This is a genomic window from Streptomyces sp. AC558_RSS880, from assembly GCF_019049255.1.
In the GTDB taxonomy this organism is placed as follows: domain Bacteria; phylum Actinomycetota; class Actinomycetes; order Streptomycetales; family Streptomycetaceae; genus Streptomyces.
In genome coordinates this window covers 205,738-221,787 of sequence record NZ_JAGMUJ010000161.1, presented here as the reverse complement: position 1 = coordinate 221,787, position 16,050 = coordinate 205,738, and the positions used below count along the sequence as shown (strand labels likewise).

Here is a 16,050-nt window from a genome sequence, read left to right as displayed (position 1 = left end):
TCCGACCCGGTGGTCGTCACAGCCGCCGGAAAGGTTGCCGGGCTTTCAGATGCGGCCGGTTACCGCGCAGGCCGCGGTCGCGGGCGTCAACGACGTCACGCACAGCGAGGATTGGGTTACGGTGGGGGCATCGTTGCGGAAGTTCGGGGGGCTGTGATGGATCCCTATCTGCTCACACTGGCCGGTACCGCGGGCACGTCCCTGGTGGGACTGCTCGTCGCCGAGGGGTGGCAGCAGACGCGGGACGGGGTGGTGACCGTCTGGCGCCGCTTCCGGCCGGGGGCCGCCGAGGAAGTCGAGCGGGAGCTGGAAGCGTCCCGGACCGCCGCGCTCGACGCGGGTGAGGGGGACGGGCCCGACCCCGCCAGGCGGCTGGAGGGCCAGTGGGTCGGGCGGTTCGCCGCGCTGCTCGGTGAGCACCCGGAAGCCGCCGACGAGCTGCGGGACCTGGTGGAAGGGTGGCGGCAGCGGACGGCCGGTGGCCAGGAGATCCGCGGCGACGTGCACATGGAGGCGCGGGCGGAGGGCAACGGTCGCGTCTACCAGGCGGCGCGGGACCAGTACATCACCGAGCGATGAGTGAGCCGGGGAACTGGGAGGGCGACGCGCTGAGACCCGCCCGGACGTACGGCCGCGCCTCGGACAACGCACAGGTGATCCAGTCCGGCGGCAATCAGTACGTGACCAACATCCACATCGTCGAGGCCCAGGGCGAAGACGTTCGAGAGGCGCGTACGAGGGCCGACAAAGTGGTCCAGGCGCTTGCCCACGCCGTCGGGGAGTGGATGGCACGATGCCAGGAGCTGGAGGAACAGGCCAAGAGGGCCAAGGCCGAGGGGCGCGCCGAGGCGCACACCGAGTTCGCCGGGAAGCTGAGGGACGCCGAACTGCGCGTCATGCAGGCCCAGCGGATGATGCGGCAGGCTGAGGAGGAACGGGCCAGGGCCGAGGCGCTGCTGGCCCGGACGCAACAGGAGCTGGCACGTCAGCGACGGGAAGCCGAACGGGACCGGGACACCGCCCCCCGCCACGAACCCGTCGGCCTGGCGTCGGACCGGCAGGACACGGAAGAGTTCTCCGATCTCCTGGAGCGGGCCGAAAGCGAACTGGGCGCCGTGCGCGAGGAACTGCGACAGCTCAGTGAGGAGATCAACGGCCAGGGCGGCGAGCGGGACACCCCGCAGGTCATCGAGGGACAGTGGACACAGCGGTCCGGGACGGCCGAGCAGCCGACTCCCGCTCGGCTGGTCGCCCCGAACGGCGACGGTGGTGTCCCCGTCGGCCGCGCGCCGGGCGGGACTTCGAAGCGAACGCCCGTACCTGGTCCGCCCCGGCGGCTCCTGATCGCCGGGGGGTGGGCGCTCTGTGCGCTCCCGCCGTGGATTCCCATGCTCGCCGTCACGGTCAACCGGGCCGCCTATGCGTCGGACGCGAGCCTCTGGGAAGTGGTGCCGTTCACCTTCTTCACGGCACTCGTGGGTGTGGTGGGATGCCTTCTCGCACTGGTGTTGGCGGCGATCGTGACCTTGGGCTGGCTGGACCGGGACTCCGAGACCAATGCCGGCGTCTTCGCCTTTCTGCTCAGCGTCGTGGCGTCCGTGGCCCTGTTCGTGGCCGGGTTCTTCACGCCTCTCGACTGGCCGGGTCCCGCCGGAGCGTGGGGACGGGGCCTCGCGTCCTTCATGGGCCTGGGGTAGGCGCGTCCGGTTCCGCCCGCATCGTCACATCACGGAAACGTGACCGTTCGTTCCCCTTCCACCCCACCGATTACCGTGGAAGGCACGTTTCCTCCCGCCCGGTCGCCGTCGCCCGTGAGCTCGACCCGTTTCCGATGCGACGACTGGAGCCCCGTGACCCGCCCCGCCCGTGCCGTACCCCCGTGGCTGGCCCACGCCCTGCGCGCCCAGCGCGGACCGGTTCCGTGGAGCGCCGTCGTGCGCGGCGCGCTGGGCGGCGGGCCGCTGCTGCTCGCCGCCGTCCTCGCAGGGCGGCCCACACTCGGGGTCGTCGCCGCCATCGGCGCCATGTTCGCCGGGATCAACGACCGGCCGGGCAGTCGTCGCGCCTCCGTCGGACGCATCGGCGGGCCCGCGCTCGCGGGGGCGACCGGGCTGGTCGTGGGGACGTACGCCGGGGACCACGTCTCCGCCGTCCTGCTGACCCTGCTGCTGACCGGGCTCGGTCTCGTCGCCGGCGCGGTCAGCGCGCTGGGGCCCGTCGGGTCCTCCGTCGGTACGCAACTGCTGGTCGGCGCCGCCGTCGGCGCGGGGATGCCGCTGCCCGAACCGGGCTGGCAGCGGGCGCTCGCCTTCCTCGCCGGCGCGGGGTGGCTGCTCCTGCTGCGGCTCGCGCTGCCCACGCCCGGCTCGCTCGCCGGCGGCTTCCGGTTCGACGGGGAGCGGAACGCCGTCGCCGGGGTGTACGCCGCCGTCGCCGACCTGCTCGACGCCACCGGGACGGACACCGCCACCGCGCGGCGGGCCGCGCTCACCGCCGCGCTCGACCACGCGCAGGACGCGCTCGCCGGACCCCGGCTGCGGCGGTACGCCTCCTCCGCCGCCGAACGCCGGCTGCACGCCCAGTACGCCGCCGCCCTCCCGCTCGCCGAGGCCGCCACCGCGCTGGCCTGGGCCGGGGAGCCCGTACCGTCCCGCGCGTCCGAAGGACCCCGCCGCCTCGCCGCCGCCGTACGGGGCAGCACTCCCACCGGCCCGCTGCCCGCCCCCTCCCGCACCGTCCCCGCCCTGCGCGCCCTCGACGACGCCCTGCTGCGCGCCGTCGAGGCCTTCGACCGAGGCGACGGCGGCGACCTGCACAGCCGCAGGCGCTCCCGGACCGCCGGGGTGCGGACCGTCCTCGGCGCCCGGGGCCGGGAGTACGGGCTGCGGGTCGCCCTCTGTTTCGGGGTGAGCGCCGCCCTCGCCCAGGCCCTCCACCACGCCCGCTGGTACGGGCCGCACGAACACTGGTACTGGCTGCCCGCCACCGCCGTCTTCCTCGTCAAACCCGACCTCGGACCGCTCGCCTCCCGCGTCCTGTCCCGGGCCGCCGGAACCCTCCTCGGGGCGCTCCTGTTCGCCGGGTTCGCGGCCGTGCTGCCCCGCCCGGAGGGACTCGTCGCGCTGGTCGCGGTCAGCGGCGCGCTGATCCCCGTCGCCGCCCGGCACTTCGCCGCGCAGACCGCCGTCGTCACCGTGCTCGTCCTCGCCCTGGTGATGGCAGGCGGCGAACCCCAGGCCTCCCTCGGCCGCATCGCCGAGACCCTGCTGGCCTGCGCCGTCGTACTCCTCGTAGGACACCTCCCGACGCCGGGACAACGCGGCGACGCCATCCGCGCCCGGCTCACCGAAGCGGCCGGCGCCGCCCAGGCGTACCTCGACCACGTGCTCGGCGAGTCCGACGACCGCGCCGGCCGCTGGGCGCTGCGCCGCGAGGCCTACCGCACCCTCGCCGAGGCCCGCGCAGCCATCGCCCTCGCCTCCGCCGAACTCCCCCCGCTCGCCCGGCACGCCGACGGCACCGACGAGACCGCCGCCACCCTCGAACTGCTCGTCGACACCGTCACCGCCGGCGCCGTCCACCTCGACGACACCGGCCGCCTCGACCCCCGGCACGTCCGGCGGCTGACCGAGCTCGCGGACCGCCTGGGGAGCCGAGGGGATGTCGCGGTTCGGCTCACGCCGGGCCACGACCGCGCCGTACGGTGACGGGATGACGCCTGCTGCCACGGAGAGCCCGGCCGACCTCGTCATCACCGGATGCACCGTCCTCACGCACGACGACCGGGAACGGATCGGATTCACGCAGGACGCGGCCGTCGTCGTACGTGACGGGATCGTGGAGGAGGTGACGAGTGCCGGGGCGGCCGAGGGGCGGGCGGCCCGCGAGCGGATCGACGCGCGGGGGCAGGTCGCCCTGCCCGGACTGATCAACTGCCACACCCACGCCCCGATGGCCGTCCTGCGCGGCCTCGCCGAGGACCTGCCGACCGAGGAGTGGTTCAACGACGTCATCTGGCCGGTCGAGTCCAACCTCACCGGGCGGGACGTCGAACTGGGCGCGCTGCTCGCCTGCGCCGAGATGATCCGCGGTGGCGTCACCTGTTTCGCCGACCACTACTTCGCCATGGACGCGGTCGCCGCCGTGGTCGCCGGGTGCGGGATGCGGGCGCTGCTGGGGGAGACGTACTTCTCCTCCCAGGGGGCCGAGGGGCGGGAGCGGTCGCTGGCGTTCGCGCTGCGGCATCGAGGGGCCGCCGACGGCCGCATCACCACCGCCCTCGCCCCGCACGCCCCCTACACCGTCGACGACACCGACCTCGCCGCCACCGCGCGGCTGGCGCACGAGCACGGACTGCCCGTGCATCTGCACGCCGCCGAGAACCGCGACCAGACCGAGGCCAGCCTCGCCCGGCACGGCGTCACCCCCATCGAGGTCCTGCACCGCACCGGCGTCCTCGACACCGACGTGCTCATCGCCCACGGCACCGGCATCGTCGACAGCGACCTGCCGCTGCTGGAGCGCGCGGACGGCCGTACGGCCGTGGCCACCGCGCCCCGCGGCTACCTCAAGTTCGCCTGGCCCCGCACCACACCCGTACGCGCCCTGCGCGACATCGGCGTTCCGGTCGGACTCGCCACCGACGGCGCCGCCTCCAACAACTCGCTCGACGTGTGGGAGTCGATGGCGCTCACCTCCCTGATCCAGAAGTCCACCGAGGGCGACCCCCGGTGGCTGACCTCCCGGCAGGCCCTCCACCACGCCACCCTGCAGAGCGCCCGCGCGGTCGGCCTCGGCGAGAGCGTCGGGAGCATCGCGCCGGGCCGCCGCGCCGACCTCGTCCTCGTCGACCTCACCGGCCCGCACACCCAGCCCGTGCACGACCTCGCCGCGACCCTGGTGCACAGCGCCCGCGCCGCCGACGTCCGCACGACGGTCGTGGACGGCCGGATCCTCATGCGGGACCGGGAACTGCTCACGATCGACGTGCCCGAGGTGGTGCGGGAACTGGGGGAGCGACTGCCCGCACTGGTCGACCGGAGTCACGGGCGGCGGATCCAGGAGTACGACACCTGACACGGCAGGTACGACACCTGACACGACCGGTACGGCGACCGGCACGGAAAGTAGCCGTTTGGTGCGATCGGCCGAGAGTCCGGTCACACTTGGCGGTGAACGGGTGTCAACTACGTCTCAGTACCGTCACCGGGCGAGGCGCTCACCCCATGGTTGGCGTTTAACTCATACGAGTACAACGCAGCATGGAGGTGGCAGGGTGAACGGGCGAACGGTGATCGAACGCTTTCCCGCAGGTGGACCGCGTGGCTCATGGCCGGCGGAGGAGTTCGCCCACGCGCGCCGCCTGGAGGGTCTGCCCGCCGAGGTTGTCATGGACCTCGCGACCGACATGTTCCTGGTGATCGTCCGGGGGGACGGCGGGGGCGGTGACGTCGCGGCGTAGCGGGGCCGGGGGTGTCCGGGGGCGTACGGCTACGCGGTGACGGGGCGTGACCAGGTGGGGGTCGTGCCCGTCAGGCGGCACAGGGCGAGATAGAGCGGTATCGGCGGCGTGTAGGGGAGCGTGCCGTCGGGGCGGTGGATCAGACCGGGGAGGTCCGGGGCGCCGAGGGCGTCCGAGGGGCCGGGGAGGACCGCGCCGGTGGCGTAGTGGGCGGGGGCCGGCCACTCCAGGGCGTAGTCGGAATCGGACGGGACCAGCCACCACCAGTGCGCGTCATCGGCGTACACGCAGCCCACGCGGGGCAACCGGGGCATCACCAGCGGGCCGAGGCGTGCCGGTACCGCCACGGCGTCGCAGCCCATGGGCGCGGTCATGCCGTCGGGGACGGGGAGCCGCCGGGGGGCGGCGGGAGTGTGCCGTCCGCGCTGGATCCGCACCAGCGAGTCCAGGCTCAGCACGCGGGTGCCGGGTATGCCCGTCACGCCCGGCCCCGGGGGTGGGGGGTGCGCTGGTGCGGGGGGAGCGACGGGTTGTGGGTCCGCTTCCCCGCCGGGCCGTGGGTCCGGTTCTCCGCCGGGCCGTGGGACTGGTCCGGTTCGTTGCCGGTGTCGTCGTCCGGGGTGCCGGGCGGGCCCGGCTTCGGACGGGCGCCCCAGCCCAGGTCACCGGTGGGCTCCGCGGGACCGTGTCCGGTGTCACCGGTGTCCGCCGTGCGGGGGAGGTCGGCCCAGACCAGCAGTCCGGGGCCGTTCTCGTGCGCGCCCCACGAGTGACACAGGGCGTCGACGAGGAGCAGTCCCCTCCCGTGCTCGTCCTCCGGCCGCTGCCGGGTGTTCGCCCGCGGCTGGCCCGGCGCGCACCCTTCGTCGCGCACGGCTATGCGCACCAGCTCGCCACCGTCGTGCAGCTCGCAGACCACATGGCTGCTCGCCGTGTGCACGATGGCGTTGGTGACCAGTTCGGAGACGACGAGAGCCGCTGTGTCGCAGGTGTCCTCGCACACCGACCAGCCGGTCAGCCGTGCCCTCGTCAGGCGTCTGGCCTGAGCCGGGGAACCCGGATGAGCGGCCAGTTCGAAACGGAACCGGCGCTCGGCGGCGGACCCCGAGGGGTCGGCTGCCGAGGCGGCGCCGAGGCCGATGGACCCTGCGGCGGCGTCTGTTCCTAAGGGCGCGGACGGAATCACGCTTGCCACTATCGCCCCGCCGTGAACACTTGGCAAGTGTCACTCTGAAAAATGCAGAGTGCGGTGTGACGGTCTGGACGGGCGTGGCACACTGCTCGCAACAGCACCTCGGGCGGCGCCAGTTGGGATCGCCGAAGATTTGTCCGGATGTGAGTTCGGGCGAAACGGGTCTTCGGGTGGATCTTCGAGTGGCGCCGCCGGGCTGTCAGCTTTTGTTCGAGTCACGTTCGAGGGAGGTGGAGTGTGAGCGAACCCCGGTCCGCGCCGACGGTGGGGCAGGTCGTCCTCGGCCGGCGCCTGCTGGACCTGCGGGAACGCGCGGGGCTCAAGCGTGAGGAAGCGGCCCGCGTCCTCCGTGTCGCGCCCGCCACCGTCCGCCGCATGGAGATGGCCGAGGTCGCGCTCAAGATCCCGTACCTCCAGCTCCTGCTGAAGGCGTACGGCGTCTCCGACGAGGAGGCCGAGGCCTTCGTGCAGCTGGCGGAGGACGCCAACCGGCCCGGTTGGTGGCAGCGCTTCCACGACATCCTGCCCGGCTGGTTCTCGATGTACGTCAGCCTGGAGGGCGCGGCCTCCCTCATCCGCAGCTACGAACCCCATTTCGTCCCCGGGCTGCTCCAGACCGAGGACTACGCGCGCGGTGTGCTGCGCTCCGGGGCCGTCGGGCAGACCCGGCCCGAGGACATGGAGCGCCACGTCGACCTGCGCATGCAACGGCAGGAACTGCTCACCCGCGAGGACGCGCCCCGGATGTGGGTCGTGATGGACGAGACCGCGCTCCGCCGCCCGGTCGGCGGCCCGGAGGTGATGCGTGCGCAGATCGACAAGTTGCTCGAGGCCACGAAGCTGTCCAATGTGACGCTGCAGATCGCGACGTTCGCCGGCGGGCCCCATCCCGGCACGTACGGGCCGTTCGTGCTGTTCCGATTCGCCATGCCCGAACTGCCGGACATGGTCTACAGCGAGTACCTGACCGGCGCCGTCTACCTGGACGCGCGCGAAGAGGTGGCGACCCACCTCGAGGTCATGGACCGCATGGCGGCGCAGGCCGCTACGGCACATCGCACGAAGGAGATCCTCCGGGATCTCCGCAAGGAGCTGTGAATGGAACTCATGAAGCCCCTGAAGTCCCTGAAGTCCCCGCCCCGCCCGCGGGCGCGCACCCGAAGGATCTACAACGGCATGCCCGCGCGGGAACTGGGCAGCGAGGGCTGGCACAAGCCGTGGAGCGGCGGCAACGGAGGGAACTGCCTGGAGGCGATGAAGCTCGAGGACGGCCGGATCGCCGTACGCCAGTCCACCGACCCGGACGGGCCGGCGCTCATCTACACCTCCGCCGAGATGACGGCCTTCATCGAGGGAGCGAAGGCGGGAGAGGCGGATTTCCTGTTGTCCTGAGCCCTGTTGCCCGCTCCACCTTTTTGTTTTCCCTTTCTGAACGTGGCACCGACTTGATCACTAACAGTTGCAGAGACTTATGGAGTCCCTCATGACCGGGCAGCACCCCGTGGAGATCGACACGAGCAGGCCGCACCCCGCGCGGATGTACGACTGGTACCTCGGAGGCAAGGACAACTACCCGGTCGACGAGGCCATGGGCAAGCAGATGCTGGCCCTCGACCCCCGGGTGCCGGTGATGGCGCGGGTGAACCGCGCGTTCATGCAGCGGGCCACGCGCTGGCTGGCCGGGCAGGGGGTACGGCAGTTCCTCGACGTCGGCACCGGCATCCCGACCGAGCCCAACCTGCACCAGGTGGCGCAGGAGGTCGCGCCCGACGCCCGCGTCGTGTACTGCGACAACGACCCCATCGTGCTCGCCCACGCGGCGGCCCTGCTGCGCGGCACGGACGAGGGGGTGACCGAGTACCTCCAGGCCGATGTGCGCGAACCGGAGACCATCCTGGAGGGCGCGCGGAAGATCCTCGACTTCGACGAGCCGATCGCGCTGTCGCTCATCGCGCTGCTGCACTTCGTCTCCGACGAGGACGGGGCGCACGAGCTGGTCGGGCGACTGCTGGGCGCGCTGCCCTCGGGCAGCTACCTGGTCGTCACCCACGCGACGCCCGACTTCACTCCGGAGGAGTCGAAGGCGGCCACGGACAAGCTCAAGGCGGCGGGCGTCACCCTGGCGCTCCGCTCCCGCGAGGAGTTCACCCGCTTCTTCGACGGCCTGGACCTGATCGACCCCGGCGTCCAGGTCCCCCACCAGTGGCATCCGGAGCTGGGCGACCCGATCCCGGGCCAGGACGACGGCGTCATCCCGGGCTACGGCGCGGTGGCCCGCAAGCTGTAACCCGGCTGGAGTGGTGGGACCGCGGGTTCTTCGTTCCGGTACCACTCCATCAACGGCGGCCCGCTGTACCCCACGGCGGGCCGCCGTCGCGTCCGCCGCTCCCGCGGGCCGCCGCATGCCGCCGTTCCCGCGGGCAGTCGTGCCGCTGGGGCGGCACGGGTGGGCGCTGGGGGCACCCCCTCTGGGGGAGGCACCCCGGCAAGCGCCGGGCCGCGCAACCCCACCCCCGGCCCCCACCAACACGGCGCACCCCGCAAGCGCCGGCCCGCACCACCACCGGGCACCGCGGGATCACACCCTCATCGGACGATCGTCCGGAGCGATCGGTGCCGGCAGACGACTGGGCGCATCCGTCAGATAGCGGTCGACCGCCGCCGCGACCGCCCGCCCCTCGGCGATGGCCCACACGATCAAGGACTGGCCGCGAGCGGCATCCCCGGCAGCGAAGACACCCGGCACATTCGTGGCGAAGCCCGCATCCCGCGCGACCGTGCCACGAGGTGACAGCTCCACTCCCAGCCGGTCGACGAGCCCGTCCCCCCGGTCCGGCCCGGAGAACCCGAGCGCGAGCAGAACGAGATCCGCCGGCAGCACCCGTTCCGTGCCCGGCACGGTCCGGCGTCCGGCGTCCACCTCGACCAGGTGCAGCGCACACACCCGCCCGCCCCCGTCACCGGTGAAGCGCAGCGTGGACGCCGCGAACAGCCGCGCGTCCGCGTCCGCCGCCGGCGCCGTCCGCAACTCACCGGCCTCCTCGTGCGCCGCGGACAGCCGGTACAGCCTCGGATACGTCGGCCACGGCTCGGCGTCCTCGTCGCGCTCGGAGCCCGGCCGGGCATAGATGTCGAGCTGGGTGACCGACGCGGCCCCCTCCCGCACCGCCGTACCCAGACAGTCCGCCCCCGTGTCACCGCCACCGACGATGACGACATGCCGGCCCGCGGCCGACAGCGGCGACGACTCCAGATCCCCCTCGCACACCCGGTTCGCGAGCGGCAGGTACTCCATCGCCTGGTGGATCCCCGCCAGTTCGCGCCCCGGCACGGCGAGCTCCCGCCACGCCGTCGCCCCCGTCGCGATCACCACCGCGTCATACCGTGCCCGCAGCTCCGTCGCGTCCACATCGCGCCCGACCGCCGCGGACGTACGGAACTTCGTCCCCTCGGCCCGCATCTGCTCCACCCGCCGCTCCAGATGCCGCTTCTCCATCTTGAACTCGGGTATGCCGTACCGCATCAGCCCGCCGATCCGGTCGCTCCGCTCGTACACGGCGACCGTGTGCCCCGCACGGGTCAGCTGCTGGGCCGCGGCCAGCCCGGCCGGGCCCGAGCCGATGACCGCGACCGTCCGGCCGGAGAGCCGCTCCGGTGGCGCCGGTGGCGCGAAACCCTCCTCCCAGGCCCGGTCGGCGATGGCACACTCGACGTTCTTGATGGTGACCGCCGGCTGGTTGATGGCGAGCACACAGCCCGCCTCGCAGGGTGCCGGACACAACCGGCCGGTGAACTCCGGGAAGTTGTTGGTGGCGTGCAACCGCTCCGCCGCCGCCCGCCAGTCCTCCCGCGAGACCAGGTCGTTCCACTCGGGGATGAGATTGCCGAGCGGGCAGGCCTGGTGGCAGAACGGCACACCGCAGTCCATGCAACGGTCGGCCTGCGCACTGACGATGGGCAGCAGCGCTCCCGGGACGTACACCTCGTTCCAGTCGCGGACCCGTTCCTCGACGGGCCGGCGCGGCCACTCCTCGCGGGGCGTGGTCAGGAAACCCTTGGGATCGGCCATGGCCGTGTTCCTTGCGTGCGCGGGTGACAGGCCGTGCGTCGTCGGGCGGCACTCCTTGGCCACGATACGTCCGCTCACCCGCCTCCGCAGAGCGCCGGGACAGCGCTTTCCGGGAGCCGGCCGGCCGAGTCCCTCAGACGAGGGCCAGGAGGTACGCCACCGCCGCCCCGGCCGAGGCGAGCGCGCGGACGTGGTTCCACATCGTCCACTCGCGCACGTAGACCGGCCAGTACGCGACCGCCTCCGGGCCGCCCGGTTCGAGCCGGGCCAGCGCCTCGTTGCGCGGTATGTTCGCGACCACGGTCAGCCCGAACGACCCCGCCAGGTACAGGACACCGCCCACCAGCAGCTCGACCGTCCCCTCGTCCGGCCACAGTACGAACGTCACCACCGTGACCACCGCGCACAGCATCGCCGTACCGAGGAACAGCAGCATGAAGGCCGGACGCACCGCCGCCACGTTGACCGCCTGCATCGCGGCCACCCCCTGCGCCGGCGGCAGCGCCGCGAGCCCTCTCATCACGAACGTCGAGAAGGCACAGAAGACCCCGGCCGTCAGCCCGGTCCCGAGCACCCCCAGCACCGTCAGCACGAAGTACGGCCCGTCGATCACGTCGTCACCCCCGTTTCCCGGCCGGGCTCCTTCCCGGCCACCACCGTCACCATCAGTGAACGCGCCCCTCGGCACTCCGGCCATGGCCCAGGAGCGCGGGCGCATGCGCGAACGTCCAGGGGCGTCGGACGCGCCCCGGGCGCCACCCGGTCCGCCGGGCATCGGACCCGTACAGCCGGGCGCCACCCGGTCCGCCGGGCGCCCCTGGTCCGGCCGGGAGACCCGCGCGGCCGGGGGACCCGCGCGGCCGGACGGGCCGCCGGCGCATCATGGCCGTGTGCGACTCGAAGCGATCACCTGGGACCGGCTCGGCGACCTCCTCGCCGAGCGCCTGCTGGAGCTGAAGACGGCCGACGGCGGACCCTGGCCGCGGGTCGCCCTCGACGGTGCCCCCGCCGCGCGTCCGGGGGATCTCGCCGAGCGGGTCGCCGAGGCGCTGCGGCTACGCGGCAGGCCCTCCCTGGTCGTCGGCACCGAGGGCTTCCTGCGGCCCGCCTCCGTCCGGCTCGAGTACGGCCACCAGGACCTGGAGTCCTACTACGGCGGCTGGTACGACACCGGCGCCCTCTGGCGCGAGGTGTTCGGCCCCCTGGAACCCGGCGGGAGCGGACGCGTCCTGCCCGACCTGTGGGACCCCGTCACCGACCGCGCCACCCGCAGCCCTTATGTCCGACTCCCGCCCGGCGGAGTGCTGTTGCTGCACGGCCCCCTTCTGCTGCGCCACTGGTTCCCCTTCGACCTGAGCGTCCACGTCCTCCTCTCCCCGGGCGCCCTGCGCCGCCGTACTCCCGAGGCCGAGCACTGGACCCTCCCCGCCTTCGAACGCTACGAGCAGGAGACCGACCCCGCCGGCGCGGCCGACGTACTGGTACGGGCCGACGACCCGCGCCATCCGGCCTGGCGGGGCTGACACCGCCGGGCGCCACCCACGGGCCGTCCGGTGAGGACCGAGGACGCCAGGACCGCGGAAGGAGTCCCGAGGCCGGTCTCAGAGCCAGCGGCTGCGCCGGAACGCCCGGTACAGCAGCAGACACGCCACGGATATCACCCCGATGACCATGCCGTAGCCGTACCGCCAGTGCAGCTCCGGCATGTGGTCGAAGTTCATGCCGTACATCCCGCAGACCATCGTCGGCACCGCCACGATCGCCGCCCAGGCGGTGATCTTGCGCATGTCCTCGTTCTGCGCGACCGTGACCTGCGCCAGATGCGCCTGGAGGATGGAGTTCAGCAGCTCGTCGAAGGCCGCTATCTGCTCCTTCGCCCGCAGCAGATGGTCCGAGACGTCACGGAAGTACGCCTGTATCTCCGGGGCGACCACCCGGATCGGCCGGGTGGCGAGCTCCTCCAGCGGCCGGCCCAGCGGCACCACCGCCCGCTTCAATTCGAGGAGTTCACGCTTGAGCTGGTAGATGCGACCCGGATCGACCCGCTCGCCGTGCTCCGCGAACACGTCCGTCTCGACGTGGTCCATGTCGTCCTGTACCGAGTCGATGACGGTGAGATAGTCGTCGACCACGTGGTCCGCGATCGCGTGCAACACCGCGGACGGGCCCTTGGCGAGCTGTTCGGGATCGGATTCCAGCCCCTCGCGCAGCGGTCCCAGCGAGCCGTGCCGGCCGTGCCGCACCGTGACCACGAAGTCCTCACCGAGGAACACCATGATCTCGCCGGTGTCCACCACCTCACTGTTCGCGGTGAGTTCCTCGTGCTCGACGTAGCAGACCGTCTTGAACACGGCGAACAGCGTCTCCCCGTACCGCTCCAGCTTGGGCCGCTGGTGCGCCTCGACCGCGTCCTCCACCGCCAACGGGTGCAGATCGAACAGCTCCGCGATACCGGCGAACTCCCGGGTGGTCGGCTCGTGCAGCCCCAGCCAGACGAAACCTTCGCCGCTCTTGCGCACCTGCTTCACCGCGTCCACCAGATCGCCACGCGCGGCGGTGCGGTGACCGTCCTGGTACGTCACGCAGTTCACCACCGAGGAGCCCAGCGGGGACCGGGCCGGATGACTCAGGTCCACACGGGGCCGCCGCCGGGCCAGCCGCGCCACCCGGCGCAGTCCGCCGACCCTGCCGAGGTTCGTGACCTTCCGCAGATTCCCTGCCATGGACATCCGGCTCTCCTTGCGTGGTTCCCCCGCGCCGTTCTGCTTCCCGCGCCTTGCCGCGCCAGTCTGCCAGCACCGGACGAGTTGCGTGCGGGGCTGTGGGCAGGGGTCATTCCGCTTTGTTCCCGCCTGTGGACAGAGGCGGTTCGCCCCTTGTGACACCCGTTCGTCAGACGGGCGCGGGCGGGCGGCCCCCTATGTGTTCCACCGCCTGCGCGCCCGCCCGGCACCCCTCCTCCACCGCCTTCTCCGGGCCGGCACCCGCGAGCAGGGCCGCCAGGAACGCGCCCGTGAACGCGTCACCGGCGCCCGTGGTGTCCCGGGGCGCCGCCGGTACGGCCGGGACACGGGCGTACACCTCCCCGGACCGGGCGAGCAGTGCGCCCCCGGCACCCTGCTTGGCCACCACCAGCGGAACGTGCCGGCTCAGCCGCGCCGCGGCGTCCGCGACATCGGACGCCCCCGTGAGCAGGCACGCCTCGTCACGGCTGGGCAGCAGGACGTCCACGCCCTCGACCAGCGACAGGAACCGGTCGGCACCCAGCCGCGCGAGGAACCCAGCCGACGCCGGATCCAGACTCACCGGCACCCCACGGGCCCGCGCCGCCTCCAACGCCACCGCGACCAAGGCCCTGCCCGGCTCGGTGAACAGCAGATAACCCGACAGGTGCAGCCGCGCCACCCCGTCCAGCAACGCGTCCGACCAGTCACCGGGCTCCAGCCGCAGCGACGCGCCGCTGTCGGTGAGGAACGTCCGCTCGGCCGCCGCGCCCTCGTCGACCAGGCAGATCACCGTCCCCGTCGGCGCCTGTCCGTCCACGACCAGAAGCGGGCGGACCCCGCAGGCGGTCAGCTCCCGTTCGTGCCAGGCCGCCGCGTCCTCGCCCACCCGTCCGAGGAGCCGCACCTCCGTACCGTCCCGACGCGCCGCCCAGCAGGCCACATTGGCGCCCGCGCCGCCCGGCAGCGTCCGGATCGCCGCCGCCGTGTCCGTCCCCGGCGCGAGCGGCTCCCGGTGCCGGGCGACCACATCCGTGATCACATCGCCGGCCACCAGCAGCGCCCCGCCCCGCACGGCGTCCGTCACTCCCGGCCGGCCCAGGACGCCGCGACCCGCGCGGCCAGACGCACGTTGCCCCGGACCGCCGCCAGGTTCGCGGCGAGGGACGCGCCGTCGGTGCGGCGGACCAGATGGCCGAGCAGGAACGGCGTGACCGCCTGCCCGGTGACGCCCTCCGTCTCGCACGCGTGCAGTGCCTCGTCGAGCACGCGCGCGTGCAGCCCGGGATCCAACTGCTCCGCCTCGGGAACGGGGTTGGCCACGATCAGCGCCGACTCGGGCCCGCCCAGCGCGTCCTGCGCCCGCATCACCTCCGCGACCTGCGCCGGAGTGTCCAGCCGCCAGTCCACGGGGTGCCCCGAATCGGACAGGTAGAAGCCGGGGAAGCGGTCCGTGCCGTATCCGGCGACCGCCACCCCCAGTGTCTCCAGCCGCTGCAGGGTCGCGGGCACGTCCAGGATCGACTTCACGCCCGCGCACACCACGGTGATCCGCGTCCGCGCCAGCAGACCGAGATCGGCCGACTCGTCCTGGGTCACCGTCCACTGCCGGTGCACACCGCCGAGGCCTCCGGTCGCGAACACCCGTATGCCCGCGAGCGCCGCCAGCAGGGCCGTGGCCGACACCGTGGTCGCCCCACTCGCCCCGGCGGCCACCGCGAGCGGCAGATCACGATGGCCCAGCTTGCGGATGCCGTCCTCGCCCGCGACCCGTTCCAACTGTTCCTTGCCCAGGCCGATCAGGGGCCGCCCGTCCAGCACGGCGATCGTCGCCGGTACCGCGCCCTCCTGCCGTACGGCCGCCTCCAGCTCCAGCGCCACCTGGAGATTGCGCGGCCGGGGCAGTCCGTGGGCGATGATCGTGGACTCCAGGGCCACCACCGGGCGGCCCGCGGCGATCGCCTCCCGTACCTCTTCGGACACCATGAGCACCACGCGTCTGCCTCCTGTCTGCCGGTTCTCCCTCATCTCTGGCGGGTCGGGCACGGGGCCAAACCCCTTGCGCGCCGTCACGGACGTCGCGGAGGCTGGGGGCCATGACGGACAACACGACTCGCCTCGACCACATCGTCCTGTGGGTGAACGACCCCATCGCCGCCGCCGGTTTCTACGAGAAGGCCGTGGGCCTGGAGCCCGTCAGGCTCACCGACTACTCCGTCGGTGAGGCGCCGTTTCCCTCGGTGCGGGTGAACGAGGAAACGATCCTCGATCTCATGCCGCGGGCGAAGGCGGAACGCATGGGCATGGTTCCCGGCGCCGCCGAAAGCTCGGGGCATCCCGTCAACCACGTCTGTCTGTCCCTGCCGGCCGACGCTTTCGATGCCCTCCGCGACCGCCTGGAGGAGAGCTCCGTACCGGTGTCGGACGTCTCGCGCGACTCCTTCGGGGCGCGCGGCCTGGCCAAGCGCAGCTTCTACTTCCGCGACCCGGACGGCAACGTCTTCGAGGCCCGCCACTACGACTGACCCAAGCCCTCGCGATCGCGGGCAGTCGTGCCTCCCCAGTGCCCCAAGGGCCTGGGAGGCACCCCGGGGCGGCACGGGTG

The 16,050-nt window shown here is 72.9% G+C and carries 17 protein-coding genes; 10 read left to right on the top strand and 7 right to left on the bottom strand.

Annotated elements, in window-relative coordinates; translation table 11 throughout:
* The first annotated feature begins 156 nt into the window (after positions 1–156).
* From KUM38_RS37070 to KUM38_RS37050, 5 genes are all read left to right on the top strand, one after another.
* Positions 157–579, top strand: coding sequence for a hypothetical protein (locus tag KUM38_RS37070; protein ID WP_217136380.1), 423 nt, complete (start codon positions 157–159; stop codon positions 577–579).
* Positions 576–1,697, top strand: coding sequence for a hypothetical protein (locus tag KUM38_RS37065; RefSeq protein WP_217136378.1), 1,122 nt, complete (start codon positions 576–578; stop codon positions 1,695–1,697). Before KUM38_RS37070 ends, KUM38_RS37065 begins: the two co-directional genes overlap by 4 nt.
* Positions 1,698–1,850: 153 nt before the next feature.
* Positions 1,851–3,707 carry an FUSC family protein gene (locus tag KUM38_RS37060; RefSeq protein WP_217136367.1) on the top strand — a complete coding sequence of 619 codons (1,857 nt, stop codon included), beginning with the start codon at positions 1,851–1,853 and terminating at the stop codon, positions 3,705–3,707.
* A gap of 4 nt (positions 3,708–3,711) precedes the next feature.
* Positions 3,712–5,076, top strand: a complete 1,365-nt coding sequence (locus KUM38_RS37055) for an amidohydrolase (RefSeq protein WP_217136364.1) — start codon at positions 3,712–3,714, stop codon at positions 5,074–5,076.
* A gap of 199 nt (positions 5,077–5,275) precedes the next feature.
* Positions 5,276–5,461, top strand: a complete 186-nt coding sequence (locus tag KUM38_RS37050; RefSeq protein WP_217136363.1) for a hypothetical protein — start codon at positions 5,276–5,278, stop codon at positions 5,459–5,461.
* A gap of 29 nt (positions 5,462–5,490) precedes the next feature.
* Here KUM38_RS37050 and KUM38_RS37045 read toward each other — a convergent pair whose 3' ends face one another.
* Both KUM38_RS37045 and KUM38_RS37040 read right to left on the bottom strand, forming a co-directional pair.
* Entirely contained in the window at positions 5,491–5,943 is a 453-nt protein-coding gene (locus KUM38_RS37045; RefSeq protein WP_217136360.1) for a hypothetical protein, read from the bottom strand.
* Complete coding sequence (locus KUM38_RS37040) at positions 5,940–6,647, bottom strand: ATP-binding protein (RefSeq protein WP_308409140.1); 708 nt, start codon at positions 6,645–6,647, stop codon at positions 5,940–5,942. The genes KUM38_RS37045 and KUM38_RS37040 overlap by 4 nt, the downstream gene beginning before the upstream one ends.
* 243 nt (positions 6,648–6,890) lie before the next feature.
* On the opposite strand from KUM38_RS37040, the gene KUM38_RS37035 reads away from it, so the two are divergent.
* The 3 genes from KUM38_RS37035 to KUM38_RS37025 all read left to right on the top strand — a co-directional run bounded on the left by KUM38_RS37035 (position 6,891) and on the right by KUM38_RS37025 (position 8,940).
* The gene (locus tag KUM38_RS37035) at positions 6,891–7,751 is read left to right on the top strand and encodes a helix-turn-helix transcriptional regulator (protein ID WP_217136356.1); all 861 of its coding nucleotides are present in this window, start codon (positions 6,891–6,893) and stop codon (positions 7,749–7,751) included.
* Positions 7,752–8,045 carry a DUF397 domain-containing protein gene (locus KUM38_RS37030; RefSeq protein ID WP_217136354.1) on the top strand — a complete coding sequence of 98 codons (294 nt, stop codon included), beginning with the start codon at positions 7,752–7,754 and terminating at the stop codon, positions 8,043–8,045.
* 91 nt (positions 8,046–8,136) lie between these two features.
* The gene (locus KUM38_RS37025; protein WP_217136352.1) at positions 8,137–8,940 is read left to right on the top strand and encodes an SAM-dependent methyltransferase; all 804 of its coding nucleotides are present in this window, start codon (positions 8,137–8,139) and stop codon (positions 8,938–8,940) included.
* 291 nt (positions 8,941–9,231) lie between these two features.
* Here the strand turns inward: KUM38_RS37025 and KUM38_RS37020 are convergent, their stop codons facing one another.
* A complete protein-coding gene (locus tag KUM38_RS37020; RefSeq protein ID WP_217136350.1) occupies positions 9,232–10,722 on the bottom strand; it encodes a glutamate synthase subunit beta in 1,491 nt (496 codons plus the stop codon).
* Between the two features lie 133 nt (positions 10,723–10,855).
* Positions 10,856–11,335, bottom strand: coding sequence for an anthrone oxygenase family protein (locus KUM38_RS37015; RefSeq protein ID WP_217136348.1), 480 nt, complete (start codon positions 11,333–11,335; stop codon positions 10,856–10,858).
* A gap of 277 nt (positions 11,336–11,612) precedes the next feature.
* On the opposite strand from KUM38_RS37015, the gene KUM38_RS37010 reads away from it, so the two are divergent.
* Positions 11,613–12,245, top strand: a complete 633-nt coding sequence (locus tag KUM38_RS37010; protein ID WP_217136345.1) for a uridine kinase — start codon at positions 11,613–11,615, stop codon at positions 12,243–12,245.
* A 78-nt stretch (positions 12,246–12,323) separates the two neighbouring features.
* On the opposite strand, the gene KUM38_RS37005 is transcribed toward KUM38_RS37010, so the two are convergent.
* The 3 genes from KUM38_RS37005 to KUM38_RS36995 form a co-directional block, all read right to left on the bottom strand.
* A complete protein-coding gene (locus KUM38_RS37005; RefSeq protein ID WP_217136343.1) occupies positions 12,324–13,451 on the bottom strand; it encodes a magnesium and cobalt transport protein CorA in 1,128 nt (375 codons plus the stop codon).
* A 163-nt stretch (positions 13,452–13,614) separates the two neighbouring features.
* Entirely contained in the window at positions 13,615–14,547 is a 933-nt protein-coding gene (locus tag KUM38_RS37000) for a PfkB family carbohydrate kinase (RefSeq protein ID WP_217136837.1), read from the bottom strand.
* Positions 14,529–15,440: a pseudouridine-5'-phosphate glycosidase gene (locus KUM38_RS36995; RefSeq protein ID WP_217136341.1), complete on the bottom strand. Its 912-nt coding sequence runs from the start codon at positions 15,438–15,440 to the stop codon at positions 14,529–14,531. Before KUM38_RS36995 ends, KUM38_RS37000 begins: the two co-directional genes overlap by 19 nt.
* Before the next feature lie 101 nt (positions 15,441–15,541).
* On the opposite strand from KUM38_RS36995, the gene KUM38_RS36990 reads away from it, so the two are divergent.
* Positions 15,542–15,970: a VOC family protein gene (locus KUM38_RS36990; RefSeq protein ID WP_217136339.1), complete on the top strand. Its 429-nt coding sequence runs from the start codon at positions 15,542–15,544 to the stop codon at positions 15,968–15,970.
* The last annotated feature ends 80 nt before the right edge of the window (positions 15,971–16,050 follow it).

Coding starts and splice junctions, on each gene's coding strand:
- KUM38_RS37005 (WP_217136343.1), bottom strand. CDS start 13,451: ATGTCCATGGCAGGGAATCTGCGGAAGGTCACGAACCTCGGCAGGGTC.
- KUM38_RS36990 (WP_217136339.1), top strand. CDS start 15,542: ATGACGGACAACACGACTCGCCTCGACCACATCGTCCTGTGGGTGAAC.
- KUM38_RS37020 (WP_217136350.1), bottom strand. CDS start 10,722: ATGGCCGATCCCAAGGGTTTCCTGACCACGCCCCGCGAGGAGTGGCCG.
- KUM38_RS37055 (WP_217136364.1), top strand. CDS start 3,712: ATGACGCCTGCTGCCACGGAGAGCCCGGCCGACCTCGTCATCACCGGA.
- KUM38_RS37070 (WP_217136380.1), top strand. CDS start 157: ATGGATCCCTATCTGCTCACACTGGCCGGTACCGCGGGCACGTCCCTG.
- KUM38_RS37065 (WP_217136378.1), top strand. CDS start 576: ATGAGTGAGCCGGGGAACTGGGAGGGCGACGCGCTGAGACCCGCCCGG.
- KUM38_RS37025 (WP_217136352.1), top strand. CDS start 8,137: ATGACCGGGCAGCACCCCGTGGAGATCGACACGAGCAGGCCGCACCCC.
- KUM38_RS37030 (WP_217136354.1), top strand. CDS start 7,752: ATGGAACTCATGAAGCCCCTGAAGTCCCTGAAGTCCCCGCCCCGCCCG.